The sequence below is a fragment of the Micromonospora sp. NPDC048839 genome, assembly GCF_040649915.1.
In the GTDB taxonomy this organism is placed as follows: Bacteria; Actinomycetota; Actinomycetes; order Mycobacteriales; family Micromonosporaceae; genus Micromonospora.
Genome location: NZ_JBEZGL010000028.1, coordinates 52,253 through 78,690, shown reverse-complemented (window position 1 = coordinate 78,690; position 26,438 = coordinate 52,253). Strand labels below are relative to the sequence as shown.

The 26,438-nt window shown below is 73.9% G+C and carries 26 protein-coding genes and 1 riboswitch; of the genes, 7 read left to right on the top strand and 19 right to left on the bottom strand.

The features are described 5' to 3' along the window. Positions 1–154: 154 nt before the first annotated feature. From serS to AB0C25_RS33860, 5 genes are all read right to left on the bottom strand, one after another. Positions 155–1,438, bottom strand: a complete 1,284-nt coding sequence (serS, locus tag AB0C25_RS33880) for a serine--tRNA ligase (RefSeq protein WP_357378824.1) — start codon at positions 1,436–1,438, stop codon at positions 155–157. 96 nt (positions 1,439–1,534) lie between these two features. Then, the gene (locus AB0C25_RS33875) at positions 1,535–2,617 is read right to left on the bottom strand and encodes a MerR family transcriptional regulator (protein ID WP_357378822.1); all 1,083 of its coding nucleotides are present in this window, start codon (positions 2,615–2,617) and stop codon (positions 1,535–1,537) included. Positions 2,618–2,642: 25 nt separating this feature from the next. Next, positions 2,643–3,839: a saccharopine dehydrogenase NADP-binding domain-containing protein gene (locus tag AB0C25_RS33870; RefSeq protein WP_357378820.1), complete on the bottom strand. Its 1,197-nt coding sequence runs from the start codon at positions 3,837–3,839 to the stop codon at positions 2,643–2,645. A gap of 50 nt (positions 3,840–3,889) precedes the next feature. Then, complete coding sequence (locus AB0C25_RS33865) at positions 3,890–5,023, bottom strand: alcohol dehydrogenase catalytic domain-containing protein (RefSeq protein WP_357378818.1); 1,134 nt, start codon at positions 5,021–5,023, stop codon at positions 3,890–3,892. Further along, the gene (locus AB0C25_RS33860) at positions 5,020–5,451 is read right to left on the bottom strand and encodes a hypothetical protein (protein WP_357378840.1); all 432 of its coding nucleotides are present in this window, start codon (positions 5,449–5,451) and stop codon (positions 5,020–5,022) included. Before AB0C25_RS33860 ends, AB0C25_RS33865 begins: the two co-directional genes overlap by 4 nt. Positions 5,452–5,602: 151 nt before the next feature. On the opposite strand from AB0C25_RS33860, the gene AB0C25_RS33855 reads away from it, so the two are divergent. Continuing rightward, complete coding sequence (locus AB0C25_RS33855; RefSeq protein ID WP_357378816.1) at positions 5,603–8,545, top strand: LuxR C-terminal-related transcriptional regulator; 2,943 nt, start codon at positions 5,603–5,605, stop codon at positions 8,543–8,545. A gap of 13 nt (positions 8,546–8,558) precedes the next feature. Here AB0C25_RS33855 and AB0C25_RS33850 read toward each other — a convergent pair whose 3' ends face one another. The 5 genes from AB0C25_RS33850 to AB0C25_RS33830 form a co-directional block, all read right to left on the bottom strand. Next, a complete protein-coding gene (locus AB0C25_RS33850; protein WP_357378814.1) occupies positions 8,559–9,107 on the bottom strand; it encodes a DsbA family protein in 549 nt (182 codons plus the stop codon). Further along, positions 9,104–9,601, bottom strand: a complete 498-nt coding sequence (locus tag AB0C25_RS33845; RefSeq protein ID WP_357378812.1) for a redoxin domain-containing protein — start codon at positions 9,599–9,601, stop codon at positions 9,104–9,106. Before AB0C25_RS33845 ends, AB0C25_RS33850 begins: the two co-directional genes overlap by 4 nt. Before the next feature lie 96 nt (positions 9,602–9,697). After that, on the bottom strand, positions 9,698–10,384 hold the full coding sequence (locus tag AB0C25_RS33840) for a BON domain-containing protein (RefSeq protein ID WP_357378810.1): 687 nt from the start codon (positions 10,382–10,384) through the stop codon (positions 9,698–9,700). Between the two features lie 589 nt (positions 10,385–10,973). After that, positions 10,974–11,372 (bottom strand): hypothetical protein, encoded by a 399-nt coding sequence (locus AB0C25_RS33835; RefSeq protein ID WP_357378808.1) that lies wholly within the window; start codon positions 11,370–11,372, stop codon positions 10,974–10,976. A gap of 122 nt (positions 11,373–11,494) precedes the next feature. Continuing rightward, a complete protein-coding gene (locus AB0C25_RS33830; protein WP_355175426.1) occupies positions 11,495–11,638 on the bottom strand; it encodes a hypothetical protein in 144 nt (47 codons plus the stop codon). 386 nt (positions 11,639–12,024) lie between these two features. Here AB0C25_RS33830 and AB0C25_RS33825 point away from each other — a divergent pair, with 386 nt between their 5' ends. Further along, positions 12,025–12,387, top strand: coding sequence for an STAS domain-containing protein (locus AB0C25_RS33825; protein ID WP_357244821.1), 363 nt, complete (start codon positions 12,025–12,027; stop codon positions 12,385–12,387). 19 nt (positions 12,388–12,406) lie between these two features. Here the strand turns inward: AB0C25_RS33825 and AB0C25_RS33820 are convergent, their stop codons facing one another. Then, on the bottom strand, positions 12,407–13,234 hold the full coding sequence (locus AB0C25_RS33820; protein ID WP_357378806.1) for a 5'/3'-nucleotidase SurE: 828 nt from the start codon (positions 13,232–13,234) through the stop codon (positions 12,407–12,409). Next, the gene (locus AB0C25_RS33815) at positions 13,231–14,208 is read right to left on the bottom strand and encodes a PfkB family carbohydrate kinase (protein WP_357378804.1); all 978 of its coding nucleotides are present in this window, start codon (positions 14,206–14,208) and stop codon (positions 13,231–13,233) included. Before AB0C25_RS33815 ends, AB0C25_RS33820 begins: the two co-directional genes overlap by 4 nt. A 188-nt stretch (positions 14,209–14,396) precedes the next feature. On the opposite strand from AB0C25_RS33815, the gene AB0C25_RS33810 reads away from it, so the two are divergent. Next, positions 14,397–14,864, top strand: coding sequence for an SRPBCC family protein (locus tag AB0C25_RS33810; RefSeq protein ID WP_357378802.1), 468 nt, complete (start codon positions 14,397–14,399; stop codon positions 14,862–14,864). Between the two features lie 275 nt (positions 14,865–15,139). Here the strand turns inward: AB0C25_RS33810 and AB0C25_RS33805 are convergent, their stop codons facing one another. From AB0C25_RS33805 to AB0C25_RS33785, 5 genes are all read right to left on the bottom strand, one after another. Further along, positions 15,140–15,640: a hypothetical protein gene (locus tag AB0C25_RS33805; RefSeq protein ID WP_357378800.1), complete on the bottom strand. Its 501-nt coding sequence runs from the start codon at positions 15,638–15,640 to the stop codon at positions 15,140–15,142. Positions 15,641–15,846: 206 nt separating this feature from the next. Further along, positions 15,847–16,863, bottom strand: coding sequence for a hypothetical protein (locus tag AB0C25_RS33800; protein ID WP_357378838.1), 1,017 nt, complete (start codon positions 16,861–16,863; stop codon positions 15,847–15,849). A gap of 56 nt (positions 16,864–16,919) precedes the next feature. Further along, positions 16,920–17,051: riboswitch (cyclic di-AMP (ydaO/yuaA leader) on the bottom strand. Positions 17,052–17,162: 111 nt separating this feature from the next. Beyond that, complete coding sequence (locus AB0C25_RS33795) at positions 17,163–18,080, bottom strand: cation diffusion facilitator family transporter (protein WP_357378798.1); 918 nt, start codon at positions 18,078–18,080, stop codon at positions 17,163–17,165. 107 nt (positions 18,081–18,187) lie between these two features. Further along, positions 18,188–20,302 (bottom strand): AAA family ATPase, encoded by a 2,115-nt coding sequence (locus tag AB0C25_RS33790; protein ID WP_357378796.1) that lies wholly within the window; start codon positions 20,300–20,302, stop codon positions 18,188–18,190. Positions 20,303–20,410: 108 nt separating this feature from the next. After that, positions 20,411–21,358 carry an alpha/beta hydrolase gene (locus AB0C25_RS33785; protein ID WP_357378836.1) on the bottom strand — a complete coding sequence of 316 codons (948 nt, stop codon included), beginning with the start codon at positions 21,356–21,358 and terminating at the stop codon, positions 20,411–20,413. Positions 21,359–21,521: 163 nt separating this feature from the next. Between AB0C25_RS33785 and AB0C25_RS33780 the strand changes: the two genes are divergently transcribed. Then, complete coding sequence (locus tag AB0C25_RS33780; protein ID WP_357378794.1) at positions 21,522–22,148, top strand: carbonic anhydrase; 627 nt, start codon at positions 21,522–21,524, stop codon at positions 22,146–22,148. 242 nt (positions 22,149–22,390) lie between these two features. Here AB0C25_RS33780 and AB0C25_RS33775 read toward each other — a convergent pair whose 3' ends face one another. Beyond that, positions 22,391–22,720: a hypothetical protein gene (locus AB0C25_RS33775; RefSeq protein ID WP_238687209.1), complete on the bottom strand. Its 330-nt coding sequence runs from the start codon at positions 22,718–22,720 to the stop codon at positions 22,391–22,393. 309 nt (positions 22,721–23,029) lie between these two features. Here AB0C25_RS33775 and AB0C25_RS33770 point away from each other — a divergent pair, with 309 nt between their 5' ends. Next, positions 23,030–23,521, top strand: coding sequence for a DUF3145 domain-containing protein (locus tag AB0C25_RS33770; protein WP_357244838.1), 492 nt, complete (start codon positions 23,030–23,032; stop codon positions 23,519–23,521). Positions 23,522–23,607: 86 nt separating this feature from the next. After that, positions 23,608–25,341, top strand: a complete 1,734-nt coding sequence (locus AB0C25_RS33765) for a glycoside hydrolase family 3 N-terminal domain-containing protein (protein ID WP_357378792.1) — start codon at positions 23,608–23,610, stop codon at positions 25,339–25,341. 32 nt (positions 25,342–25,373) lie between these two features. Here AB0C25_RS33765 and AB0C25_RS33760 read toward each other — a convergent pair whose 3' ends face one another. Further along, positions 25,374–26,039, bottom strand: coding sequence for a lipoprotein (locus AB0C25_RS33760; RefSeq protein ID WP_357378790.1), 666 nt, complete (start codon positions 26,037–26,039; stop codon positions 25,374–25,376). Positions 26,040–26,173: 134 nt separating this feature from the next. Here AB0C25_RS33760 and AB0C25_RS33755 point away from each other — a divergent pair, with 134 nt between their 5' ends. Next, on the top strand, positions 26,174–26,392 hold the full coding sequence (locus tag AB0C25_RS33755) for a hypothetical protein (protein WP_357244843.1): 219 nt from the start codon (positions 26,174–26,176) through the stop codon (positions 26,390–26,392). The last annotated feature ends 46 nt before the right edge of the window (positions 26,393–26,438 follow it).

The following is a 26,438-nucleotide window of genomic DNA, read 5'->3' as shown; positions in this document are numbered from 1 at the left end:
CCGCCTAACCACCGCCACACCACGACCCATCCCACGCCGCTTCGCGACGCGGGATGCTGCCGCGTGTCTACGCACGGTTCGATTTTCGAGTTAGCTCGGGGTTAGTCGCTGTCGCTCCGCTGCGCGAAGCGGCCCTAATCGGGAGGAAGTGGGTCTACTTCCGAGTTAGGCGGTCGGTGCCCAGGCGGTCTTGGAGGACCTTGGGGATCAGGACGCTGCCGTCGGGCTGCTGGTTCTGCTCCAGGATGGCCGGGAAGAGCCGGCTCGTGGCCAGGGCCGAACCGTTGAGGGTGTGCACGAAGCGGGTCTGCTTGCCGCCCGGCTCGCGGTAGCGGATGGCCGCTCGCCGAGCCTGGTAGTCACCGGCCCAGGAGACCGACGACACCTCCTTGTACTTGCCGGTGCTCGGCATCCAAACCTCGATGTCGAGGGTCTTCTTCATCGACGCGCTGGCGTCACCCGCCGAGAGCAGCGTGCGCTGGTAGTGCAGGCCCAAGCCCTCGACCAGGCTCTCCGCGTGGGCCAGCATCTCCTCCAGGGCCGCGTCGGCCTGCTCCGGCAGGGTGAACTGGAAGATCTCCACCTTGTTGAACTGGTGCCCCCGCACCGTGCCGCGCTCGTCGGAGTGCGAGCCGGCCGACTCCCGCCGGTAGCACGGGGTGTACGCGAACGCCTTCAGCGGCAGCTTCGGGGTCTCCAGGATCTCGTCCTGGTACGCGCCGAGGATCGCCGTCTCCGAGGTGGGCAGCAGGAACTGCCCGCGCGGGGCGGACTCGGCGTCGAGGTGGTAGACGTCGTCGTAGAACTTCGGGAACTGCCCGGCCGCGAAGCCGGCCGAGTCGAGCAGCAGGTGCGGCGGGAGCAGGAACTCGTAGCCGGCCCGCACGTGCTGGTCGATGAAGTAGTTGAGCAGCGCCCACTCCAGCCGAGCGCCGATGCCCGTGTAGATCCAGAAGCCGGAGCCGCCGAGCTTGACCCCACGCTCGTAGTCGACCAGGCCCAGCGCGCGGCTCAACTCCACGTGGTCGCGGACCTTGTCGATCACCGGCGGCTCGCCGAAGGTCTTCACGACCTGGTTGGCTTCCTTGCCACCGGCCACCACGTCGTCGGCCGGCAGGTTGGGCAGCTCACTCATCGCCGTACGCAGCCGCGACTGCACCTCGTCCAGCTGGGACTCCAGCTCGGCGAGCTGCTTACGCTCGGCCTCCGGCGCGACGGCCTGCGGCTCCTCGCCGGCCCGCTTCGCCTGCGCGTACGCCCGGGCCTCCGCCTTGCGGCGTTGCCGCTCGGCATCGATCTCCGTGATCAGGGCGCGGCGTTCCTGGTCGAGCCGCTGGATCTCGTCCAGCGCCCGAGTGACCTCGGCGGGATCCAGACGCTTCGCCAGCGCGGTCGCCACCGCCTCGCGATCCTTCCGGATCAACTCCATGTCGAGCATGCTGCTCCGTACGCCTCCGTCCGGGGTTCACTGGTGAACCATCAGATGTTACCGTCGCGCACGTTTCCACCCGGGGACGGGGAGCGCGACCGGTTTCTACAGCCGGATCGGCATCAACACCGAATAGGTGTCCGCGTCGTCCGTGCGGCGCACGGCCAGCGGGGCGATCGGTCCGTCCAGCTCCAACACGAGTTGCGCCGCTCCGGCCGCCGTCAACGCGTCCAGCAGGTAGCCGCCGTCCACCCCGACCCGCAGCGCGTCGGTGCCCAGCTCGGCGGCGGGCAGCAGCCGCAGCGCGCCCTGGTCGTCGACGCCGAGCACGGTCACCGCCCGGGTCGTGCCGTCGTGGTCACGGGAGACCGTGGGGGCTGCCGGGTCGGCCAGCGCGGCGCGCAACGCCGCCACGTCCACCGGGACCCGGCGCGCGGTGGGCCGGTCGCCGACGGCCTTGCGCAGCAGCCTGCGGTAGTCCGGGAAGTCGTACGGCAGGGCGGTGCCGGTCAACGTCCGGCCGGCCACCAGCACCCGCAGCTCCGCGCCGGCCACGGTCAGCCACATCGGCCCGGCATCGGTGACGTCGAGCAGCGGCCGGAGCTCATCGACGAGAGCCACCGGCACGAACACCCGCGCCGGCGGGCCGTCGACGTCGGCCGTGGCGCGGGCGAGCGCGAGCCGGTACCGGTCGGTGGCGACGAGCCGGACGCCGTCCGGTTCCACGTCCAGCAGGACGCCGGAGAGCATCGGCAGCTCCGGGTCGACGCCGACGGCGAAGCGCACCGCGTCGAGCGCGGCGGCCAGGTCGCTGGGGGAGAGCAGCAGCGCGGTGGTGGCCGGGTGGGCCGGGTCGACAAGCGCACGGAGTCGGGCGGCCTCCCGGCGGGCGTCGGTGAGCCCGTCGGCCAACCGGCGCAGGTGCGTGTCGAGCAACCGGTGCACGGTCGCCGGCTCGGCGCGGACCGCGGCGGCGATCTCCGGGACCGGCATCCCGATCCGGCGGAGCCCGGCCACCAACCGGGCCGGCGTGATCTGCTCGTCGGTGTACCACCGGTAGCCGGTCACCGGGTCCACCAGGGCCGGCTCCAGCACCCCCGCCGAGTCGTAGAAGCGCAGCGCGCTCACGGTCAGGCCGCTGGCCCGGGCCAACTCGCCGATGCTGTGCAGGTCACTCACGTCGGGCATCCTGCCCCCTCGACCCGGTCGAGGGTCAAGCCGAGGGCTCTCGCGTCTGCCGCGAGAGCACCCGGAAGGTGAGCCCGGCCCGGATCAGCCGGTCCAGCAGCGCGTCACCCATCGCGGCGACCGGGGTGAGCTGGCCGGCGGTCGGCGGCAGCTCGTCGAGAGCCAGGCAGAGCGCCGACTCGGCGAGCATCTTCGCCGTCTCGTCGTACCCCGGGTCGCCGCCGGCCACCTCGGTGACCACCCGCTGCCCGCCGCCGGTGCCGACGAACCGCACCCGGAACCAGGACGCCGCCCGTTGCTCGGCGGTGGGTCCCTGCCCGGAGGCGAGCCGGCCGAGCAGCCAACGTCGACTGGGCGGCAGCTTCACCAGCCCGACCAGCGTGCCGAGCCCGACCGCGCCGGCCAGCACGGTGGGCAGCCGCTTCACGGCGGCGAAGTGCCGGTACCGGAAGTCCGGGCCGTACTCCGGTCGGGCCGCCGCCGACCGGCGGACCACCTGCGGGTCGATGGTCGGCAGCGGCACGGTCCAGATGCCCAGCTCGGCGGAGCGGGTCAGTCGGCCGGGCACCGCGCGGACCCGGCGGTCGGTGGGGCGCGGCTCGACCGCCCGGCGCTCCCGGGCGGCCTGGCTGGCCTGCCCGGTACGGGAGAACGCGGTGAGCGCCGAATGGTAGGTGCCGGCGGAGAATCGGCCACCGGCGCGGACGTAACCGTCCACGGTGATCGGCACGTCGGCGGGCAGCTGCCTGACGGTGAACCAGGCACCCAGGTCGTGCGGGATGGAATCGAACCCGCAGGCGTGCACCAGCCGCGCGCCGGTGCGGGTCGCCTCGGGGTGGTGGCGCACGTACATCAGGTCGACGAACTCCGACTCGCCGGTGATGTCCAGATAGTCGGTGCCGGCCGCCGCGCACGCCGCGACCAGCGGCTCGCCGTGGTGGACGTACGGCCCGACCGTGCTGGCCACCACCCGGGCGCTCTCCGCCACGGCCCGCAGCGAGTCGGCGTCGGTCACGTCGGCCGTGAGCAGCGGCAGATCGGCCAGTTTCGGGTCGACCACGGCGAGCCGGTCCCGCACGGCGCCGAGGCGGTCCGGGTTGCGGCCGGCCAGCGCCCAGCGCAGCCCGGTCGGGGCGTGTCGGGCCAGGTAGTCGGCGGTCAGGCCACCGGTGAACCCGGTCGCCCCGAACAGCACCACGTCGTACGTCCGCTCCCCAGCCATGCGCAGAGTGTGCCATTCGCCGTCCCCGACGGCAGCTCACGAGGAGGGCGTCAGGGCGTGACCACGGCTCGTACACAGCCGTCGGCCCGGTCCCGGAACAGCGCGTACCCCTCGGGGCCGTACGCCAACGGCAACCGGTGGGTGGCCAGGTGTTCGGTGCGCAGCTCGCCGCGGGCCATCCGGTCCAGCAGCATCGGCACGTCCCGCAGGTCCGGCCGACCGGCCCCGCGCAGCGTCAGCCGTCGCTCGGTCACCGCCCCCAGGCCGAACGCGTCGACGAACCCGTCCGTCCCGCCCAGCAGCACCACCACACCGCCCTTGCGGCACGCGTACACGGCCTCGCGTGTCGCGTCCGGCCGGTCGGCGCGGACGCCGAGCCGCTCGGGCGGCGGCGCCCCGACCGCCACCACGCAGACGTCCGGCCCCCGCCCCCCGCTGCGCTCGCGCAACTCCGCCGCGACGTCGGTGCGACGATAGTCAAGCGGCTCCGCGCCGACGTGCCGCTCGGCCATCCGCAACCGCTCCTCGTACCGGTCGACGACCAGCACCCGGGCGGCTCCGCGCAGCACCGCCGCCCGAGCGGTCAACTGGCCCACCGCCCCCGCGCCCCAGATCGCCACCACGTCGCCGGGACGCACGGCACCCAACTCGGCGGCCAGCCACCCGGTCGGCGCCGCGTCGGCGGCGAACACCGCGCGGTCGTCGTCGACCGCGTCCGGCACCCGGAAGGCGCCCACGTCGGCGTACGGCACCCGCACGTACTCGGCGTGACCGCCTGCGAATCCGCCCGCCGTGCGGGGACGGCCGAAGGAGCCGGCGTCCGAGTGTCCCGGGGCGGGGTCGGCGCTCGCCGCGTCGGCATGGGAGTTGTCGCAGCAGGAGTGCAGGCCGTGGCGGCAGTACCAGCAGCCGCCGCAGGCGACGCTCGCGCCGACGACCACCCGATCGCCGCTGCGGTGCCGGCGCACGCCGGGACCGACCTCGACCACCTCGCCCAGGAACTCCGCCCCGAGCACGTCACCGGCCCGCAGCAGCGGGTTCCGGCCGGCCAGCAGCGGCAGGTCCCCGCCGGAGGTGGCGCTGCGACGGACCCGGACGATGACGTCCCGCTCGTTGCGCAGCTCCGGGTCGGGCACCTCGCGTACCGCCACCTCACCGGCGGCCACCCAGCACAGCGCCCTCACCCGCGGACCTCGGGGCGGTCCAGCGCGGACCGGTCGGCGCGCAGCACCTCACCGGCCTCCACCCCCTGCTTGATCTGGCGAAGGACCCGGCGGACAAGCAGATGAGGGTCGTCGCCGACCAGGTGCGCGGCCAGCCCGACCGGCGGGCTGGCACCGGCCACCGGCCGCGCGGCCAACTCGGTGCCCCGGTCGCCGGGCGCGGGGCGCACCCGCACCTCGACCGCGCCGTCCAGGCGGCGCAACGGCTCCGGCCACCGGCCAGCGGGAAGCACCTGCTCGGGTGGCCGGTCGACGGTCACCACCTCCCACCGGAGCGAGGTGACCGGGTCGCGGTCCGCGCCGCCGCGGCGGCCCCATCGGGGTACGCGCAGCCGGCGCAGCCCGGTCAGCGCCACGCCGCCGAGGCCCGCCCGCACCAGCCGTCCCATCGCTCCCACCGGTCCCACGTCCTCCCCGTCCACGTCCCCCGATCGTCGGTCGCGGTCGGGTGAAGCGTGCTCGCCCGGAAGGGGTGAACCGCCCCGCGCCGGGTAACCGCTCGCCGACCGGGGGCGGAGCGCGTGGTGGGGGTGGGGCTGGGTGCCAGAACAGCAGAGTCGCGTACGCGTCGACACCGCGGCGGAGTCACCGCTGCTGGCGTCCCGGCTGACCCCGGCCGTGCCACCGGAGCCGGTGCTGGCCCGGCCCCGGCTGCTACGCCGGCTGGACGAGGGCGCTGCCGGACCCGTCACCGTGGTCGCCGCCCCCGCCGGCTGGGGCAAGACCACACTGCTCGCCACCTGGGCGCGGCTCGACGGTGGGACGCCCGACGTCGAGCCGGGCGCGGTCGTACCCGACTCTGGGGACCTCTCGGTGTCGCCCGAGGACAGCCCGGTGTCGGCCTGGGTGTCGGTGGAGGTCGGCGACGACGCCGATCGGCTCTGGGCGTACCTCGCGGCGGCGTTGCGGACCGCGACCGGCTCGGCGGAGGACGGCCCGGTGCCCGGCCGGCCACCCCACCCCGACCAACTGGAACTGTTGGCCGCCACCCTCGCCGCCGCGGACCGGCCGGTGCTGCTGATCCTGGACGACCTGCACCGGGTCGCCGACCCGGCGGCGCTGCGCGGCGTGGAGTTCCTGCTGCGGCACGCCGGGCAGCGGCTGCGCCTGGTGATCGGGGCGCGGGCCGGGCTGCACCTGCCCCTGCACCGGCTCCGCCTCGCGGGCGAGCTGACCGAGATCGGCCCGGACGAGCTGGCGTTCACCGACGACGAGGTGGCCGACCTGCTCACCGCGCACGGCGCGGCCCTGCCGGCGGCCGACGTGCGCCGGTTGCGCGACCGCACCGGGGGCTGGCCGGCCGCGCTGCGCATCGCCGCCCTGGCGGTACGCGGACAGCCCGACCCGGGGCGTTGGGTGGGGCAGTTCGGGGGCGACCAACCGGAGATCGCCGGCTACCTGCGCGAGGAGGTGCTCGCGACGCTCGACGCGGCCGAGGAGGATCTGCTGCGCCGAACCGCCGTCGTCGAGAGCGTCTGCGCCGACCTGGCCGGGGCGCTGACCGGCCGCGCCGACGCCGGGCAGGCGCTTGCCGACCTGGCCGGGTCGGGTGGCCTGTTGCACCGGGAGGACACCCGACCGCCCTGGTACCGCTGCGATCCGCTGCTCGCCGACCTGCTCCGCGCCGACCTGGCCCGAATACCCGGCCCGGAGTTGCGCGATCTGCACGTGCGGGCGGCCGACTGGTACGCGGGCGACGGGCGGCCGGCCGACGCGCTGCGGCACGCGCTCACGGCCGGCCGGTGGGATCTGGCCGGCGACCTGTTCGTCGCGCACTGGCCGGAGCTGACCCGGTACGACAGTGACCCGGTGCACGCCCCGGCGCCGGGCGCCCCGCCGGTGGAGGTGATCCGGGCCGACCCGGAGGTGGCCCTCGCCTACGCCGCCGAGCGCGCGTACGCCGGCGACCTGCCGGCCGCCACCGGTCACCTGCGCGCCGCCGCCGGGCACGCCCCGGGCCTGCCGGTGCCTCGCCGGCAACGGTTCCTGCGGCTGGTCAGCGCGCTGGAGTTGACGGTGGCCCGGCTCGCCGACGACCCGGTGGAGGTGCGGGCCGCCGCCGCCCGGTTGCTGCGGACCCGCCCGCCGGGCGCCACGCCGACCCGCCTGCCGGACCCCGCGCCGACGGGCGGCGCCGGGCCGACGGGCGGCTCTGCGCCGACGGGCGGCTCTGCGCCGACGGGCGGCTCTGCGCCGACGGGCGGTGCCGGGCCGACGCACGGTGCCGGGCCGACGGGCGGCGGGAGCGGCGCCGCCGACGACGCCGACCTGCGGGCGTTCACCGGCACCGCCCTGGGGCTGGTCGAGCTGGCCGGCGGTGGGCTGCCGACCGCCCGGTTCGTCCGGGCGCGGGCGGCCGCTCGGGAGGCGGGCCGGCCGCGCACCGAGCTGGTCGCCGCCAGTCGTGCCGCGCTGCTGCTCGCCGTACGCGGTGAACTGCGGGCGGCCGAGCAGGCGGCCCGGGAAGCGCTGGGCATGCCGCCCTGTCGGGGCTGGTCCTGCCGACTCGACTGCGCCTACGCGTACCTGGCGTTGGCCCAGGTGGCGCTGCTGCGCGACCAGCCCGACGAGGCCACGGCGAACCTCAACCTCGCCGGCCCGGCGCTCGGCGTCGCCGGCGGCCTGTTCGACGGCTTCGCGCAGGACGCGGGCGGCGGCCGGCTCGTCGCCGCTCGTGGCGAACCGGTGGCCACGGCGGTGGCCGCGCTGTGCTGGGCGCACCTGCACCGCGACTCCGGCGATCCGGCGGCCGGCCAGCGACTGCTCGTCCAGGCCCGGGGGGCGCTCGTCGACCAGCCGTCCGCCGCCGACTTGACCAGCCTCCTGCGAGCCGCCGAGGCCGAACTGCGCGCCGAGCGAGGCGACCTGGACGCCGCCCGCGACCTGCTGGTCGGCGCGGACTTCGACCCGGTGCTCGCGGTGACGTCGGCGAAATTGGAACTGCTGGCCGGCGACGCAGCTGCCGTCGGCCGCGGGCTGCCGGCCTGGCAGGCGCCGGCGGCCACCGCCTGGCCGCTGCCGGTACGCCTGGACGCGGGCCTGCTGGACGCGGTGCTGGCCGGTCGCGCCGGGGACGGGCGTCGGGCGGGTCGGCTCCTGGAGCAGGTGCTGGATCTGGCCGGACCGCAGGGCTGTCGACGCGTCTTCACCCACGCCGGGCCGCCGGTCCGGGACCTGCTGGCCGCGCACCTGGACGCGGGTACCGCCCACTTCACCCTGGTCAGTGACCTGGTACGCGGGGCCGGGCCGACTACCGCCCGGCCGGCCGCCGAGCCGAGGGGCACGCTCGACGAGCCGCTCACCGAGCGGGAGCTGACCATCCTGCGCTACCTGCAGAGCATCCTGTCCAACGTGGAGATCGCCGGTGAGCTGTCCCTCTCGGTCAACACGGTGAAGACCCACGTTCGCAACATCTACCGCAAACTCGACGCGACCCGCCGGCGCGAGGCGGTCCGGCGGGCGCGCGAGTTGCGGCTGATCTGAGCGGTCCGACCGGTCAGGCGTTGCCCGCCGCGTCCACGGCCGCCAACAGATCGGGCAGGTCGTACCCGCCCTCGTGGCGGACACCGTTGACGAACAGGGTCGGGGTGCCGTTCACCCCGCTGCGGATGCCGCCCACGAAGTCCCGGCGCACCCGGTCCGCGTGCGCCCGGTTCTCCACTTCGGCGTTCAGCTCGTCCGGCGGCAGTCCGACCTGCTCGACACCGAGCGAGAGGTGCACCGGGTCGAGTTGGTCCTGGTGCTCGTAGAGCCAGTCGTGCATCTCCCAGAACCGGCCCCGGACCGCGGCGGCCTCGGCCGTCTCGGCGGCCCGTTCGGCGTACGGGTGCACGTTGGCGATGGGGAAGTAGCGGTAGACCAGCCTCACCGTGTCGGCCCGCTGCCGCAGCAACTCGTGCAGGTTCGGGTACGCCGCACCGCAGAACTGGCACTGGAAGTCGCCGTACTCGACGACGGTCACCGCCGCGTCGGCCGGCCCCCGGACGTGGTCCTCGGTGGTGACCGGGTCCCGGAGTCGGGCGGTCACCTGCAGTGGCGTGGTCATCCGGTCATCACCTTCCGATCGGCGGCGAGTTGGTCGAGCGCGTCGAAGATGCCGTCGGCACCCGGGTTGACGTCGGGCGGCGAGACGAAGCTCCAGGTCACCTGCCCGGCCGGATCGAGCACCACGAGTGCGCGGTCCGCCTCACCCTGCGAGTTGTACGCGCCGTAGCGGCGGGCCACCTCGCCCTTCGGCTCGAAGTCGGCAAGCAGCGGGAACTCGATGCCCCGGCTCTCCGCGAACGCCCGGTGGGACCAGATGCTGTCCACCGAGATGCCGAGCACCACCGCCCGGTACTGCGCGAAGACGGGTGCCGCCGACTGGTAGAGCGACATCTGGTCGCCGCACACCGGGCTCCAGTCGGCCGGATAGAAGGCGAGCACGACCGGTCGTCCGCGGAACTGCTCGGGCCCGGTCAGGGCACCGTCCGGGGTGGCCGGCAGGGTGAAACCGGGCGCGGGACGCCCCGGCTGGATCAGCCCGTTCGGATCACTCATGCCCCCAGCCTGCTCCCGGGGTGGGTGAGTCCGGCTCACCCACCCCGGGTGGTTCCGCGCTCGCTCAGCGCCAGCCGCGCGCTCGCCAGCGCTCGCTCAGCGCAGCACCGGGGCGACCGCGATGTGGTTCTGCACCTCCCGGATGCCCGGGGCGGACCAGGCCACCTGCTCGACCTCGGCCCGTTCGGGCATGGAGTGCACCAGCCCGGCGAGCACCGCGGTGTCGCCGTGCACCCGGACGCTGATCCGTTCGGCCTCGGTCGCTCCGGCTCGGGCGAGGGCGTCGACGATCCGATCGGCGAGCTGTCGACCGTCCGGTGCGGTCGCGGGCCGTACGGTGATGCCGTTGCTCAGCCCCCGTACGCCGGTGAGCCGTCCCACCGCCCGCTCTGCGGCCCGGCGCTGGTATTCCCACTCGACGTCGCCGTGCAGCGTCACCCAGCCGGCCGAGACGGTGACCTGGAGCTTCTCGATGGGTACGAACGCGTCCCATTCCAGCGCGTGGCTGGCCGCGGCGGCCAGGTCGGGGTCGGTGCGCTCGGCGGCGCCGGCCAGGTGCACGGCCAGGTCGTTGGCGACCGCCCGGACCCGGGCGACCCGGTGGGCGGCCCGTTCGGCGGCCCACTTCTTGGCGTAGCTGTCCACCCGGCCGGTCAGCGTGACGACGCCCTCGGCGACGGTCACACCGATCTCGTGCGGTTGCACCCTCGGTTCCCAGGTCAGCTCGTCGAGTACGGCGGACTGGATGTCCTGGTCGGTGCGGTCGATCTCCGCGATCGCCATCTGGGCCTCCTCCCTGCGTGGGTGGCGGACCGGTGGCTGCGGCCGGCGGTCCGCCTGGGTCCGAGCCTGCCGCCGGCCCGGGTGAACCGTCCTCACCCGCAGGGGGTGAGGAGTCGCAGCTCCGGGTGTCGGCGGGCGTCCGAAGGGAGATGCATGGGAGCGCTTCCAAAGCGAGCGCGTTTCGGTTACCGTAATCGCAGTCCTCGATTGCGGGAGCCGTCGCGTCGGGTGGTGGAAGCCAGGGCAGCTCCACCTCGTCCCCGTCGTCGTGCTCGTCCCCCGGGCCACGACGTCCCCAGCGGATCGACTCCGTCCCCCGGGCTCGATCCGCGAAGGCCGATACCCGCAGGTCTCGCGGGCATGGTCCGCTCCGTGCTGGCCACCACCGTCGTGCTGGCCACCGCCGTCGTGGTGGTCCGCACCCCCGGCCCCACCCGAACACCGGTCCGCCGGGCTGCCTGAGGGGTCCGGCGCCCGGCGGGCCGGCCCACAACTTAATATTGGGTACGGCACCGGCCGGCGGCACGACGACGGACCCCGCCCGACCAGGGGTGAGCGGGGTCCGTGCTGGTGCTGGTGGACCTGTCGATCAGACCGCCGGGGAGTTGGGTCGGTCCACGTCGACGAACTCCACGTCGTCGACAGCGTGGGCGTCCCGGCTGCCGGCGGCCCGTGCGGCGGAGCCGACGGCCCAGCCGACGGCGGCGCCGACAAGCGCGGCGCCGATCAGCAGCGTCCACGGCAGAGCCGGCTGTCGACCGGCGAGCGCGTCGAAGGCCAGCGAGGCCCGGCGTCGCGCCTCCTCGGCGGCGGAGCCCACCAGGTCACCCGCACCGTCGGCGATGTCGCCGCTGTTGCGACGGGCCGAGCGGGCGGTGTCCCGCACGCTGTCTCCGGCCGAGTTGACGGCGGAGAGCAGGTGCTCCCAGGCATGGTCCGCAATCCGCTCCGGCTTGCTGCGGCGGTCCAGCACGTTGGTTCCGAACATCGTGGTTACCTCCTCGGGTGCCGAAGCCGCCGGCCACTTCGGACTTCGGCGTCTGTTCAGCGCGTCACGGTTCGCCTACCCCGCCAGTGCCCAGGGCCGCCCGAGCGCAAACCCGCCGCGACTCAGCGCACCACCACCACGGCGACGCCGCGGGCGAAGTCGTCGTCATCGTCGTCGTCATCGTCGCCTCCACCGCCGAAACCGCAGGCCAGTACGAGAGCGAGCAGAACGCCGACGCCGGCCAGACCGGCAAGTCGTTTGATCATCGAAGGTCCTCTCCGTCACTGGGGGTGTCCAGGCCCGATGCTAGGTGGCGTCGGCAACTGGTGGACCCGGGTCGGCCGGGTGTCCGCGCTCGACACGCCGGTGGCACGGGGCGGACCGTCGGTCGGGGGCCGGTTGTCGGGCGCGTCGGGTCCGGACCGCTACCCTGGTCCGCGGCGCATCGGTCGCGACCGGTCGTCGGAGGTCAAATAACAAAAAGTCTTGAGCAATCAGATACTCAAAAGTGCGGATATGGGTGCCTTTGTGGGTCCGGATCCGTGAATTGCTCATCCCGAGGGGTGGCGACCGAGGCTGTCAGAGGAATACTCTCGGTCGCGGCCCGCGTACTGATGAGGCGCCCGGGGGACGGGCGGGTGGAGGTGCTCGCGTGAGCCTGTCGATCGTGAAGTCGGTTTTGTCCGGTGGAGTCGTGGAGATCGCCCCGCGGGGCGAGATCGACGTCGACACAGCGTACGAGGTGCGCGAGGCGATCGCGGAGGTGCTGGCCAAGGGCCGGCCGCTCCGCATCGAGCTGAACATGAGGCTGGTCACCTTCATCGACTCCGTCGGCATCAGCGCCATGGTTGCCGGCTTCCAGACGGCCGAGGTCAGCAACGTCAAGCTGGTGGTCACCGAGCCGAGCCGGTTCGTGCACCGGCAGCTCTGGGTGACCGGCCTGCTCGGCCTGTTCGGTGCCCCGGAGCCCTACTTCGCCGGCGCTGCCACCCCCGAGGTGCTGCCCGGCGCCTGAGCGCCACCAGGCAGCACGGTCAGGGCTGGTCGTCCAGTCCGGTCAGGTCGATGTCGGTCGCCTCGGTGACTGCTCGGATGGCCGTCACCGACGCGTACCCGGCGGCCAGCAACGCCACGTCGGTGCCGGGCTGCGCGGCCTGCCCCGGCTCCTCCAGTGAGGTGCGCACGAAGCCGTGGCCGGATTCGGCCACCGTCATCTGCACCTGGCCGAAGCTGGCCAGCGTGCCGCGTCGCACCCCGCGCAGCCGTCCGTGCGGCAGGTCCGGGGCGTTCACGTTGAGCACGCTCTCCATCGGCCCGGAGGTCAACCGGGGGAGCAGGTCCAGGGCGACCCGGGCTGCGGTGCTCCAGTGCCGCTCGGCGTCGCGTACCCGGGCGGCGGCGTCCACCGCGGCACCACCGCTGGCTGCCGTCGCCTCGCCCGCGGACAGCACGTCGAGGGAGACCGCCATCGCCCGGCAACCGTTGGTGGCGGCGGTGAACGCGGCTCCCACCGTTCCGGAGTGCAGCACGGCCCGCCCCGCGTTGGAGCCCCGGTTGATGCCGGAGAGCACCACCGACGGCGGTGGGCCGAAGGCGCCGTGCAGCGCGATCAGGGTGATGAAGCCGGGGGAGCCACCCACCCCGTACGCCGGCACGCCGGCCAGGTCCGGCAGCGGGTGGTCGTTCACGACGACCCTCCCGTCGCGCTCCACGGCGCTCATCGCGGCGCTGGTGCCGCTCGCCTCCTCCAGCGGAGCGGCGACCACCACGTCCAGGCCCCGCTGTGCCGCCGCCCAGGCCAGTGCCTGAATGCCGGGCGCGGCAATCCCGTCGTCGTTGGTGATCAGCACCCGCAGCGTCATCGTTCGACCACTCGGTCGGCCAACTCGTCCGGGGTGGTCCGCTCCTGTGGCCGGCTGTCCGCCGGCACCAGCCGGACCCGTTCGACCAGGCCGGTGATCGAGTCCAGTCGTCCGGTGCCCAGACCGTGCCGGGTCACGTTCATCGCGCCGGCGGCGGCGCCGGTGCGGATGGCGGTCCGGATGTCCCCGCCCCGGGCCACGACGGCGGCCACCCCGGCGGTCATCGAGTCGCCCGCACCGCGCGGATCCGCGGCCTCCAACCGGGGCATCTCGACCTCGAACAGCTCCCCGTCGATGAGCGCCAATGCCGGCTGGTCGGCCCGGCTCACCACCACCGTCTCGGCGCCGGCGGCGTGCAGGTCGTACATGGCCCGGGTCAGCTCCAGGCTGTCGTCGCTGCGGGCGCGGCCGTCGCGGATCAGCTCCTCGTGGCTCACCTTCAGGAAGAAGACGCCGCTCTCCAACACCGCGCCGAGGTGGTCGCCGGAGAGGTCGACCACCACCCGGCCGCCGTTGGCGGCGAGGTCGGCGGCGAAGCGCCGGTACAGATCGGCCGGGACCAGCCACGGCTCGTTCGGCCCACTGAGGACGCTCACCGCGGCCCGCAGGCCCTCGCCGAGGGCCAGGTTGTACAGCTCGTCCAACTCGTGTCGGCTCAACGGCTGCCCCGGTATGTCGGCGATCTCCTTCCGCGAGCCGTCCCGGCGGTCATGCACGTACCCGCCGCTGCCGGAGTCACGGACCACCACCTTGAGGTCCACGCCCTCGCTGACCAGGAGCGGCTCCAGCACCTGACCGATCTCGCCGCCGAGGGCGGCGCAGAGCACCACGTCGACACCGAGCGACATCGCCATCCGCGCCTGCCAGACGCCCTGCCCGCCGGGGTGCAGATGCAGCTCGGGGTGGTCGTTCGGCTGGTCCACGGTGACCGTGAGCTGCGGGGTGGGCGCGAAGACCATCACGTGCCCGCTCATCCGTCGTCGCCGCTCATGATGTCGCCCTCCTGCGCGGTTGGGTGATTCCTCACCAACCGACCCTAATGCGACATCTGGCGACGGGGCATCCCATCGGCCGCGGTTCGTCCTGGCATCGGCGGCCGTCGGGCGTTGCCAGGCAGACATCGGTACGGGACGATCGTGCGACACGCGACGGTGGGAGACGAGTGCTCAGCAGCGATACCTTCAGCTACACCGTCCAGGCCCGGTGCACGCCGGCCGACGCGGCGGCGATGCTCAGTGACCTGACCCGACAGGGCGAGCTGCATCCGCTGATCGTCCAGGTCCGCCAACTGCCGCCCCGACCCGGCGCCCAGGCCAGCTACACGATCAACGACAGGCTGGTGGCCGGCCCACTGCGCTTCCGGACCACCTACCACGCGGACGTGCTGATCAGCGAGCACGACGAGATCGTCATGGTGGCCCGCCAGTGGCCCGCCACCACGGTGCGCAACCACACTCGACTGCGCGCCGAGCCGGATGGTCTGGTCCGGATCGACGTCGAGATCACCCTGACCGCGCCGACGCCGCTGTTCCGGTACGCGTTCCGCCAGGCGCGGGCCGCTCACCTCGCCCTCGCCGCCCGCCTCGGCCCGGCCCTCGACCGCGCCGGTGACCCACCACCCCCAGCCTGACCCGCCGACGCTCCACCACCCCGGCGACCCCGTCGCCCCGGCGACCCCGTCGCTCCCGGCCTGACCCGTCCACGCCCCGCCGCCCCGCCTCATGATCGTGCTCGATCCAGGATGTAGTGGCCTGCGGGCGTCGGGAGGCCACTACATCCTGGTTTTAGCGCGGTCGTGGCAGCGCGGTCGTGGCAGCGCGGTCGTGGCAGCGCGATTGCGGCAACGCGATTGCGGCAGCGCGGTCGTGGCAGCGCGATTGTGGCAACGCGGTCGCCGCGGCGCGGTCACGGGTTGCGGCCGTGCCGCGCCAGGGCGGGTCGGGCGGCGGGACGTCGGCCCCACGGCTTGTACGTGGACAGCACCGTCGCGATGATCATCAAGGTGGTCGACACCGCCGGCGCGATGACCAGGTCGACGCGGTCGCGGGCGGGGAGGGCGGCGCCCACCGCGCCGGCGTGCCGGAGATTCGGCGTGAGCAGGAACAACACCAGCCCGACCAGCACCGTGGTGAGCACGAGCTTGGCCAGCACCCAGCGATGGCGCCACAGCCCCCACGGGGTGAGGAGCGCGCTGGCGACCCCGATCAGCCAGACCAGGACGCTCAGCGGCGCGAACAGCACCGTGCCGACCAGCGCCGTGACCGGGTAGACCACCGCCGGGTCGGCGCCGCGCTGCACGGCGATGCCGAGGGTGAGGAGCACCAGGTCGGCGCCGAGCCAGCCGAGCGAGGTAACCAGGTGCAGGGTGAGAAGCCCCTTGCGGGCGGTGGGTGGGATCCGACGCATACCGCGATGCTGCCCGCCGACCCGCGCCAGGTCGTCCGACCACCGACGACATCCGGGGTACGCCCGGCGACGTACCCCCGCCCGGCGACACGATCCTGATCAACACGACATCGCCGACTCCGGGGCATCCCGTCGTCCGGGCACCCCGGAGTCGGCGACCGCGAGTGGATCACCCCGGACCGGGACCGGGGGAGCCGTCGGGTGGGTCAGTAGACCGACAGGTGCACGTGGTTGGTGTGGTCGGTGGAGGGGGTGCCGCTCGCGCCGCTGTACGACTTCCACCCGCTGCTGGGCAGCCAGATCTGCCGGTACCAGATCACGTACAGCACGGCGAGCCGGTCGGCGTTGCGGATGAAGTACGCGGCCAGGTTGTTGCCGTACGTCTTGTCGCCGCCGGTGGCGTTGCCGCCGAATCCGCTCGCCTGGGCGGCGAAGTCGCAGGCCCGGCCCTTCGGGTGTTCACCGGACCCGCTGGGGCGGTGGCAGGAGACGTACCTGGTGAAGCCGGCGGCCTTGGCCTGGTTGAGCGCGTGCAGGGTGCGCGGTGTGATGCAGCCGTTGGCAGGGGTGGGGTCGTTGACGCTGCACGACTCGGATGGCCAGGAGCCGTCGGAGTTGCGGGGTGCCGCCTTCGCGTTGGCGCTGGAGGTGCCCCGGTTGGAGCCGCTGTCGGCGGTGGTCTGCGGCTTGGGGGTGTTGGCCACGGTCAGGGCGCGTTCGGCCTGGTCCTTGCGCTTGGCCATCACCGTGACCTGCTTGCGCTGTTCGGTGATCTCGCCGTTCAGGGCGGTCCGGGTGCGGTTGGCCTGGTCCTTGGTGGCGAGCAGATCGCGCAGCACCCGGTCCTCGTTGGCGGCCACCGCCTCCAGGGCGGCGGCCCGGTCCATGAAGCCCTCCGGGCTGCTGCTGTTGAGCAGCGCCGACACCGCGCCGAGCCGGCCGGTGCGGTACGCCACGCCGGCGATCTGACCGACCTTGCCGTCGCGCTGGGCAAGCTCGACCTCGATCTCCTTCAGCTGGGTGGCGAGCTGCTGCTGCCGCTTGACGGAGGTGTCCAGAGCGCGTTTCGCGTCCAGGTAGCCCTTGCTGGCGGCCTCGAGTTGGGCGCGGAGCGCGGGGGTGCCGCCCTCCTCGTCGGAGTCGGGTGCGGCGGCGGCCCGCAGGCCGGTCGGGGGAGCGGCCGAGGCGGTGCCGGCCGGGATCGCGACGCCGAGGGCGAACATCGCGACGATCAGGGCCGCCAGTCGGGCGGCGGGTGGTCGTGCTGGTGCCACTGCGCATGTCCTTCCGTCAGCCGCCGACCGGGTTAGCTGACGGGTTCGGGACGGAAGATCCCTACCGCTGACGCGGATACACCCCAGGAACGTGGTTCCCCGGTTCGCCCGGTTGGGCGATTAGGCGGCGGCCGCCACCGGCGCCTGGAGGGCGCCGCCTGGTGGAGGCCGGGACCGAGCCTACCGGTGCGGGTGGGGCGGCTGCAGCCGATGTGACGGACGGTGCGTACGTCGTCACGAGAAAAGTGTCACCACTCGATCGAGCCGCAGGCTCCGGAGGCGGCGCCGGGCTCGATCTGCAGCGTCGCGTGTTCGATCTGGAAGTCGTCGTGCAGGGCCGTACGCGCTGCGGTGAGCACCGCGCCGACCTCCGCGCCCGGTGCCATGGTCAGGTGCGCGGAGGCCACGTCCATGCCGGAGGTGAGCGTCCAGACGTGCAGGTCGTGCACCTCGACCACCCCGGGGACCGCGGCCAGCCGGTCGTGCACGGCGGTCACCTGGAGGTGCTTCGGGGCGGCCTGCACCAGGATGCGGACGGCGGCCCGTGCCAGCCGCCAGGTGCGCGGCAGGATGAACACGCCGATGGCGACGGCGACCAGCGGGTCGGCCCACCACCAGTCGGTGACGGAGATGAGGAGCGCCGCGCCGATCACGCCGAGTGAGCCCAGCAGGTCGCCGAGCACCTCCAGGTAGGCGCCCTGGATGTTGATGCTCTCCCGGGCTCCGGCGCGGAGCAGGGCGAAGGCGGCGATGTTGGCGAGCAGGCCGAGCACGGCCACCACGAGCATCGGGCCGGCGACGACCTCGTGCGGGTCGCCGAAGCGGCGGATCGCGGTGATCAACACGTAGATCGCGACGCCGGAGAGCAGAACGGCGTTGGCCAGTGCGGCGAGGACCTCGAGTCGGTAGAGCCCGAAGGTGCGCTGGGGGTCGGTGGTGGCCCGCCGGGTGGCGGTGATCGCGGCGAGCGCCATCCCGATGCCGAGCACGTCGGTGAACATGTGCCCGGCGTCGGAGAGTAGGGCGAGTGAGCCGGTGTGCAGGGCGGCCACCGCCTCGACCACCATCAGGGTGGCGAGCAGCCCGAACGCCGCCCAGAGCCGGCCCCTGTGCTGGTGTGCGGCATTGGCGACCGACCCATGGTGGTGGTCATGACCTGCGCCCACGAGATCCACCTTCCGCCGCCGGTTGGGGCCCGGTCAAATGTATGCTCACATCGCTATGTATGCAACTGTGGCGCGGACCGCTGGTCCGCCACGCGAGGCGCGCCGGATCAGCCGGTTGGATCAATCGTGGTGAGCCGCTGCGTGGCCCGCGAGAGTGCCACGTACAGGGTGCGTACGCCCGCACCCGGATCCGCCCGGATCTCGCTCGGGGCGACGAGCACGACCCCGTCGTACTCCATGCCCTTGGCCTCCAGGCTGGTCACCACCTGTAGGCGCGGCGCGTCGAGCGCGGCGAGCCAACCGGCGACCTCGTCGCGGCGGGGGACCGGCGTGATCACCCCGACCGTGCCCTCAACCTCGGCCAGCAGCCCGGCGGCCGCCTTCACGACGGCGGTCTCCAACCCGCTCGCGGGCACCACCAGCTCGACCGGATCGACCCCGGTGGAGCGCACGGCGGTCGGCAGCGGCAGGTCGGGGTAGAGCCGGCGGATCTCCGCCGCCGCCACCGCGAAGATCTCCGCGGAGTTGCGGTAGTTGGTGGTGAGCGTGAAATCGTGCCGCTTACGCCGGCCCAGCGCCTGGTCCCGGGCCCGGGTCAGCTCCTCCGGGTCGCCGGTCCACGCGGTCTGCGCGGGGTCACCCACCACCGTCCAGGACGCCAGGCTGCCGCGCCGGCCGACCATCCGCCACTGCATCGGCGACACGTCCTGTGCCTCGTCCACCACCACGTGCGCGTAGTCCCGGTAGTCCTCCGGACGCTCCCGGGCCGCCGCCCGAGCCGCCCGCTGCCGCTCGCTCGCGGTGGTCAACTCGCGTACGCCGCCAGCGAGCTGGAACGGGTCGCGGCGGGCCTTGGCCGGCTGCGCCGGCTTGCCGAGCAGGGCGTCCAACTCGTCGAGCAGCGCGATGTCGGCGATGGTCAACCCGTCGGACTCCAGGCTCCGGTACGCGGCGCTGAGCAGCCGGATCTCCGCGGAGGAGAGGATCCCGCCCGCGTACCGGCGCAGCCGCTCCGGCCGGGCCAGCCAGCCGAGCACGTGCCGCGGGTGCAGCCGGGGCCACCACGCCTTGAGGAACTCGCGGAACTCGGCGCGGTCGGCGATCTCCGCCTCGAAGGTCCGCTGGTCCGGCAGGCGAACGCCCACCTCGCGGGCCTGCGCCCAGAGCGCGGCGAACACCCCGTCGAAGCCGGCCCGGCGCACCTCGTTGCGGCGGGCGCCACGGTGCAGCGCGCGGTCCCGGATCCGGTCCAGCTCGGCCCGAACCAGTCGCAGCAGCGTGCCCCGGTAGAGCAGCCGCAGCTCACCCGGGCCGCCCGGCACCGCGTCCCGGACCGCGCGCTCCAGCACCCGGCGCATCCGCAGCGAGCCCTTCACCGCCGCCACCTCGGGCGGGTCGGTGCGGGTGGCGGTCATCCCCGGAAAGAGAGTGCCCAGCGAGTGCAGGGTGGCGGTGTCCTCACCGAGCGAGGGCAGCACCGAGGCGATGTACTCGACGAAGACCCCCGACGGGCCGACCACCAGGATCCCGCCCCCGGCGTAGCGGCTGCGCTCGGAATAGAGCAGGAACGCCGCCCGGTGCAGGGCGACCGCGGTCTTGCCGGTGCCCGGCCCGCCCGCGACGATCGTCACCCCGGAGCCGGGCGAACGGATCGCCTCGTCCTGCTCCCGTTGGATTGTCGCCACGATGTCGCGCATGCCCCGGCCGGTCGCCTTGGACAGGGTAGCCAGCAGGGCGCCGTCGCCGACGACAGTCATTCCCTCCGGGGCGGCGGTCGGGTCCAGCAGGTCGTCCTCGATCCGGGTGACCCGCTCGGCACGGGACTGGATCGTGCGGCGACGCACCACGTCCAGTGGCTGCGCCGGCGTGGCCTGGTAGAAGGCGGCTGCGGCGGGTGCCCGCCAGTCGACGACGAGCGTGCTGGCGTCCTCGTCCCGGATCCCGAGCCGCCCCACGTGCAGCACCTGCCGGTCCCGCAGGTCCAGCCGGCCGAAGACCAACCCCTCGTACTCGGCGTCCAGGACGTGCCGCCGCTGCGCCGCGTGGAAGACCATCGCGTCGCGCTCGACCAACGCGCCGAACGTGCCCACCCGGGCGATCCGGTAGCCGTCACGCTCGGCGCGGACCGCCGAGCGCCGCAGTTCGGCCAGTCGGGCGTACACCCGGTCGAGGTGTCGTTGCTCGACGGCGATCTCCTGCTCCAGGCCGGTCTGGTCGGTCAACGCACGCTCCTTCGAAGGTCGCCGGCAGGCGGCGGAAACCGCGCAAGCCAACCGCAGAAGGGTACGGCCCCGGGCCGTGCCCGCCGCGCCCGAGGTGCGGGAACGCGCTCAGACACCCGTCCCGGCGGCGGTCGCGCCGGCGATCCGGGCCGTCGGCCCGCCGAGCACCCGACGCAGGACGCCGGTGAGCGCGGCGTTGACCTCGTCCGGGCGCTCCATCATCAACATGTGTCCGGCGCCCGGGCAGACGGTCAGCTCGGTGGCCGGGAGGGCCGCCGCGATCGACTCGGCGCAGGGCGGCGGGGTCAGCCGGTCCCGGTCGCCGACCAGGGCGGCGGCCGGCAGATGCGCCAACGCGCCGAGGGTGTCCAGTCGGTGCTGGGTGCCGATGGAGGCACGGAACCCGCCGATCGAGCGCAGCGAGGCACGAGCCACCGCCGACGTCACCAACCGGATATCGGCCGGCTCGCAGCGGTCCCCGAACAGCATCCACCTGATGCTCGGTTGCAGCGCGTTCAGCAGCGCCCGGGGCGCTCGCCACGAGCCGCACCGGGCCAGCACGCCGGCGCCTGTCGTCTCGGCCAGCCGGATCAGTCGGGCGATCCGTGGCGAGAGCCCGTAGGCGGTGTGGGTGTGCCCCTCGGCGGTGGTGGACACGAAGACCAGACCGGCGGTACGGGCGGCGAAGTGCGCGGGGTGGCGGTGGGCGTACTCCATGATCGTCATGCCGCCCATCGAGTGCCCGACCAGCACCACCGGGCCGCTCGGCGCCACCGTGTCGAGCACCGCCGCCAGGTCGTCGCCGAGTTGGGCCAGGGTGGCCGAGGGCAACGCCATGCAGCTGGACCGGCCGTGGCCCCGCGCGTCGTAGGTGACCACCCGCACCGATCCGCCGACCGACGCCGCGGTGAGCGCGTCGACCTGCCGGTGCCAGGCGCGCCCGTCCAACGTCCAGCCGTGCAACAGGACGGCGGTGACCTGGGCGTCCGACGGCCCCGTCGCCTCGACGTTGAGCCGTACACCGTCGGGCATACCGACCTCGAAGCGCTCCGGCATCGTCACCTCCCCAGGGTCGCCCGGCACCACCCACCAGTCCCTCCAATATCCGGCTACCCGCCAGGACACCACGCCAATCGCGCCGCGGCTGACATTCCCCGACCCCGCCCGTGGTGGCCGCCGGAGGGCCAAGCTGGACGGCATGGGGTCGTCGGGAGCGCCCATGGGCGAGGCGTCGGGGCAGCGGCGGCAGGCCGGCGGCACTCCTCGCGCCGCGCTGGCCGACCTGCTCGCCGGTAACCGGCGGTTCGTCAGCGGGCAGCCGATCCACGGGCACGACGTCACGGCCGCCGCGGCCGCCGCCTCCGGCGACCAGCAGCCGTACGCCGTGGTGCTCGGCTGCATCGACTCGCGGGTGCCGCTGGAGGCGATCTTCGACCAGACCTTCGGCGCGATCTGCGTGATCCGTACCGGTGGGCACGTCCTCGACCGGGCGGTGTGCGGGTCGATCGAGTACGTGGTCGGTCAGCTCGGCGTACCGCTGGTGCTGGTCCTCGGGCACGAGCGGTGCGGCGCGGTGGAGGCCACGGTGGCGGCGGTGCGCGCCGGGGAGCGCCCCGGTGGCTCGCTGGCGTACCTGGTGGACGAGATCGCCCCGGCGGTGACCGGGGCGGGGATCGACGACCCGGCGGTGCTGCCGCTCGCGATCCGCCGGCACGTCCGCCGGACGGTGCGCACCCTGCGCGAGGACGACCTGCTGGCCGGACCGGTCGCCGCCGGCCGGGTGGCCGTGGTCGGCGGCCTCTACGACCTGGCCACCGGCGAGGTCGCCCTGCTCGACCCGGCCTGAGCCCACCGGGCCGCCGCTCGACCCGGGCTGAGCCCACCGGCCGCCGCTCGACCGACGCCGCCTCCGCTCGACCGACCCCAGCGCGCCGAACGCTTGATCGACTCGGGTTTCGTGAATTCGGGGTGTCCGGCCCGCCGGGACGCCCCGGTTTTCAGGAAGTCGAGTGGATCTCGCCCCGGACACGCGAAACCGCCCGCCGGGAACTCCCGACGGGCGGTTTCGATGATGCGGTGGGGGAGGGCTCAGCCCTCGAAGACGCCGGCCGCGACCAGGCGCTTCTCGGTGGCCTCCCAGCCGTCACCCGGGTGGGTGACTGCCAGGTTGTTGATCTCGGCCCGGATCTTGGCGGCGTGGCCGGCGGCGGCCAGCACGCGGATCTCCTCGACGAAGGCGTCGGAGTCCGTGCGCAGGTGCGCGGTCTTGCCGTTGGTCAGGTTCCGCACGTAGGCGTGCTTGCCGCCGTTGAGCGGGATGAGGTACTTGAACTCGCCCAGCACGCTGAGGGCGCCACCCTGGCCAGCCTGGCCGGCCCGGACGGACGCGCGCGCGGTCTTAGAGGTGTTGCTCGCCACGGAGGTACTCCTTGCAAGACGTACGGGAGGACTGGACGTCCGGGGGCTGTGTGCGGGCCGCACTGCACTCGGCTCGCGAAGGTGTAACGCGGCATAAGCCGCCGGTGGAACTGTACAGGACCACGACATCATGCTGGTCGTCGCGGTGTCCTGAGGGGTAACCGCAGCCACCCGTCCGGCTATTCCAGCCGGCGTTTTTTCCGATTCTCTGGCGTACCACGCGTCACAGGAGTCATCATGTGTTGCAGCAGCCACCTGGGTGGACGAGGTCGTAGGGGAAGACGCACCTCGCTCTCCCGGGAGGTCACCGTGCCAACGCGTGGCGTCGTATACGTCCACTCGACCCCGCTCGCCGTGTGCTCACACGTCGAGTGGGCGATCGCGCGCGTCCTAGCCGCGCCGGTCAACCTGCAGTGGACGGCTCAGCCCGTCGACCCCGGCGCACGCCGGGCCGAGTGCGGGTGGACCGGTCGTCCGGGGACGGGCGCCGAGCTGGCTGTTGCCCTCCGGCAGTGGCCCATGATCCGTTTCGAGGTCACCGAGGAGCCGAGTCCCGGTGTCGACGGCGAGCGGTTCATGTACGTGCCGGCACGGGGTCTGTTCCGGGCCACCGTCGGTGTCGCGGGCGACATCCAGCTCGGCGAGGACCGGCTACGCGCCCTGATGGTCGCCTCCCGGGCGCCCGAGGCGCTGGCCCACGCCCTGGACAAGGCGCTCGGCACCGCGTGGGACGCCGACCTGGAGCCCTACCGGTACGCCGGCGACGGCGCCCCGGTGACCTTGCTCACCCGCGTTGGCTGACCCGGTCGCCCGTCCGCTGGCCGTACGCGTCGGGCCGGCTGCGACCGGTAAGGTCAAGTTGCCCCGATAAGGGAGAAGCTGGTGGGATGGGCGGCGTGTCGAATCGCCCCTGGCGCGCCACCGTCGCAGTCGCCACCCTGACCGCCCTGCTCGTCTCCGGCTGCTCGGGTGCCGCCGAGCGCCCCACGCCGACGGCCAGCCCGGCCGGCGCGTCCGCCGCCCCGAGCGTCCCCGCACCGACGCCGGCCAGCGACCCCGCCGCCCGTGCCGCGGCGCTTGTCGCCACGCTGTCCGACGAAGATCTTGTCGGCCAGGTGCTGATGCCGTACGCCTACGGCGACTCGGCGACGAAGGTCTCCGCCGGCTCGGCCGCCGGCAACCAGGCCCTCGCCGGGGTCGACACCCCCGCCGACATGATCACCAAGTACCGGCTGGGCGGCCTGATCCTGGTCGGCTTCAGCGCCGACGACCCCACCAAGGGCAACCAGGAGACCACGAACGTCGACAACCCGAAGCAGGTGCACGAACTCACCAGCGGGCTGCGTGCCGCCGCCGGTCGGCTCGCCGCCGGCCCCGCGCCACTCCTGGTCGGCACCGACCAGGAGTACGGCGTCGTCACCCGGGTGACCGACGGGGTCACCGTGCTGCCCAGCGCCCTCGCGGCGGGCGCGGCCGGCGACCCGAAGCTGACCGAGGCCGCGTGGCGGGCCGCCGGCGCCGAGCTGGCGGCGATGGGGATCAACGTCGACTTCGCCCCGGTGGCCGACGTGCTGGCCACCCGCAGCACCGTGATCGGCTCCCGATCGTTCGGCGCCGACCCGAAGCAGGCCGCGGCGCAGGTGGGCGGCGCCGTCCGCGGCCTCCAGGCGGAAGGTGTCGCGGCCACCCTGAAGCACTTCCCCGGGCACGGCCACAGCGCCGACGACTCGCACCAGGATCTGCCGGTGCTCACCCAGTCGGCCGCGGCGTTGCAGAGCGGCGCCTGGCCGCCGTTCACCGCCGGCATCGACGCCGGGGCGATGGCGGTGATGTCCGGGCACCTGGACGCGCGCGCGATCGACCCGGGGACCCCGGCGACCTTCTCCCACAAGCTGCTCACCGACGTGTTGCGCGGTCAGCTCGGCTTCAAGGGCGTGGTGATCACCGACGGGATGAACATGCCGCCCGCGAAGCGCTGGGCTCCCGGCGAGGCGGCGGTCCGGGCGCTGAACGCCGGCAACGACCTCATCCTGATGACCCCGAACGTCGGTCAGGCGTACGACGGGCTGCTCGCCGCTCTGCGCGGAGGGTCGCTGCCCCGGACCCGGCTGGTCGAGGCGGTCACCCGGGTGCTGACCATGAAGTTCCGGCTCGCGGAGACCCCGGCCGCGCAGATGTCCACGCTCAACGCCCCGGCTCACCGCGCCGCGGCCGACGCGCTGGCCGCCGCCGCCGTCACCGTGCTGCGCGGCACCTGCGGCGCCCCGGTACGCGGGCCGGTCACCGTCACCTCCTCCGGCGGTCGGGACGGCACCCGGGCCGCGCTCACCGCCGCGCTGACCGCCGCCGGGGTGCAGGTCAAGCCCAGCGGCGGCACGATCGTGCACCTGGTGGGCTACGGCGACGGCGCCAAGGACCTGCGCGCCGACGCGGCGGTCACGGTCGCCATGGACACCCCGTACGTGCTGAGCGGGGCGACGTCACCGACGCTGCTGGCCACCTACTCCTCCAGCCGGGCGTCCATGACCGGGCTGGCCGCCGTGCTGGCCGGCAAGGCCCGGCCGGGCGGCCGGTCCCCGGTCACCGTCCCCGGACTGCCCGCCACGACCTGTCACACCTGACCGGCCGGCGCGGACCGGGTGGGGCGCGCACCTCACTCGCTCTTCGCGAGCCCTCGCACCGCGAGCCGGTACGCCGGCAGCACGTCGGTCCGTTCGGCGATCAGCCCCTCGCTGACCTCGAAGACCAGTGTCTGCCCCGCCGACTGGACGGCCAGCGCCCAGTTCCGCGACTCCTCCTCGGCCAGCGGGTTGGTGGCGATCCAGGTCATCTCGGTGGCGTCGAAGCTGCCGGCGCGCAGGTCGCGGAACTGTTGGCCGGCAACCTTCTCGCCGCCTCCGGTGGCGTAACTCTCCAGCGCGGCGCGCGGGGTGACCGTCGGTGCGTCCGCCGCCCAGATCCGCAGGAACCCGCCACCGGCCGCCCGGCCGTCCACCTCGCAGCGCACGGTGGTGCCGCCGCGCTTGGTGAGCGCCTCGCCGACCAGTTCGGCCAGCTCACCCTCGGGCGGCTCGATCGCCTTCGCCGTCCACCCTTCGGCCAGCGGAAACGACACAGGTACCGGGCAGGGGGAACCCGTGCCGCCGGCGGTGCCGCTGGGCGACGCCGGGGCCACCTCGTCGTACCAGGGCTCGCCCGTGACCTGCGGGGCCGGGCCGCCGGCCGCGGGCCGGGCGGGAGCGGCGGCGTCGTCCCCGCAACCGGCCAGCAGACCGAGGGCGAGCGCCGCCGACACGGCGACGCGGGTACGAGTGCGCATGGTGGTGGTCCCCGTCAATTGATCTACAGTCGGCCCATCTAAGCCCTGCGGTCTCTCGACGTCAACAGGGATCGTGTGCCCGCGCGACGGAAATCGGGTCGCCGCCGCTCCGCTCGGTCTGACAACCTCACCGCATGGGAGAGGCAGCGGGATTCCGGCACACGCAACGGGCGGACGGGACTGTGGTGATCACCCACCACGGACGGGTCGCCGGCACGCTGCGCGGCGCTCGGGCCGCGGAGTTCCTCGCCGAGGTCGACGACGACCCGCAGCTGGTGATGGCCCGGTGGACCGGCAACTACCGCCACGGCAACGAGCGCACCGCGAAACAGCACCCCCGCAACCGCGGCTGAACGACGCAGGGCCCCTCCTCGACGAGGAGAGGCCCTGCGCGCAGCG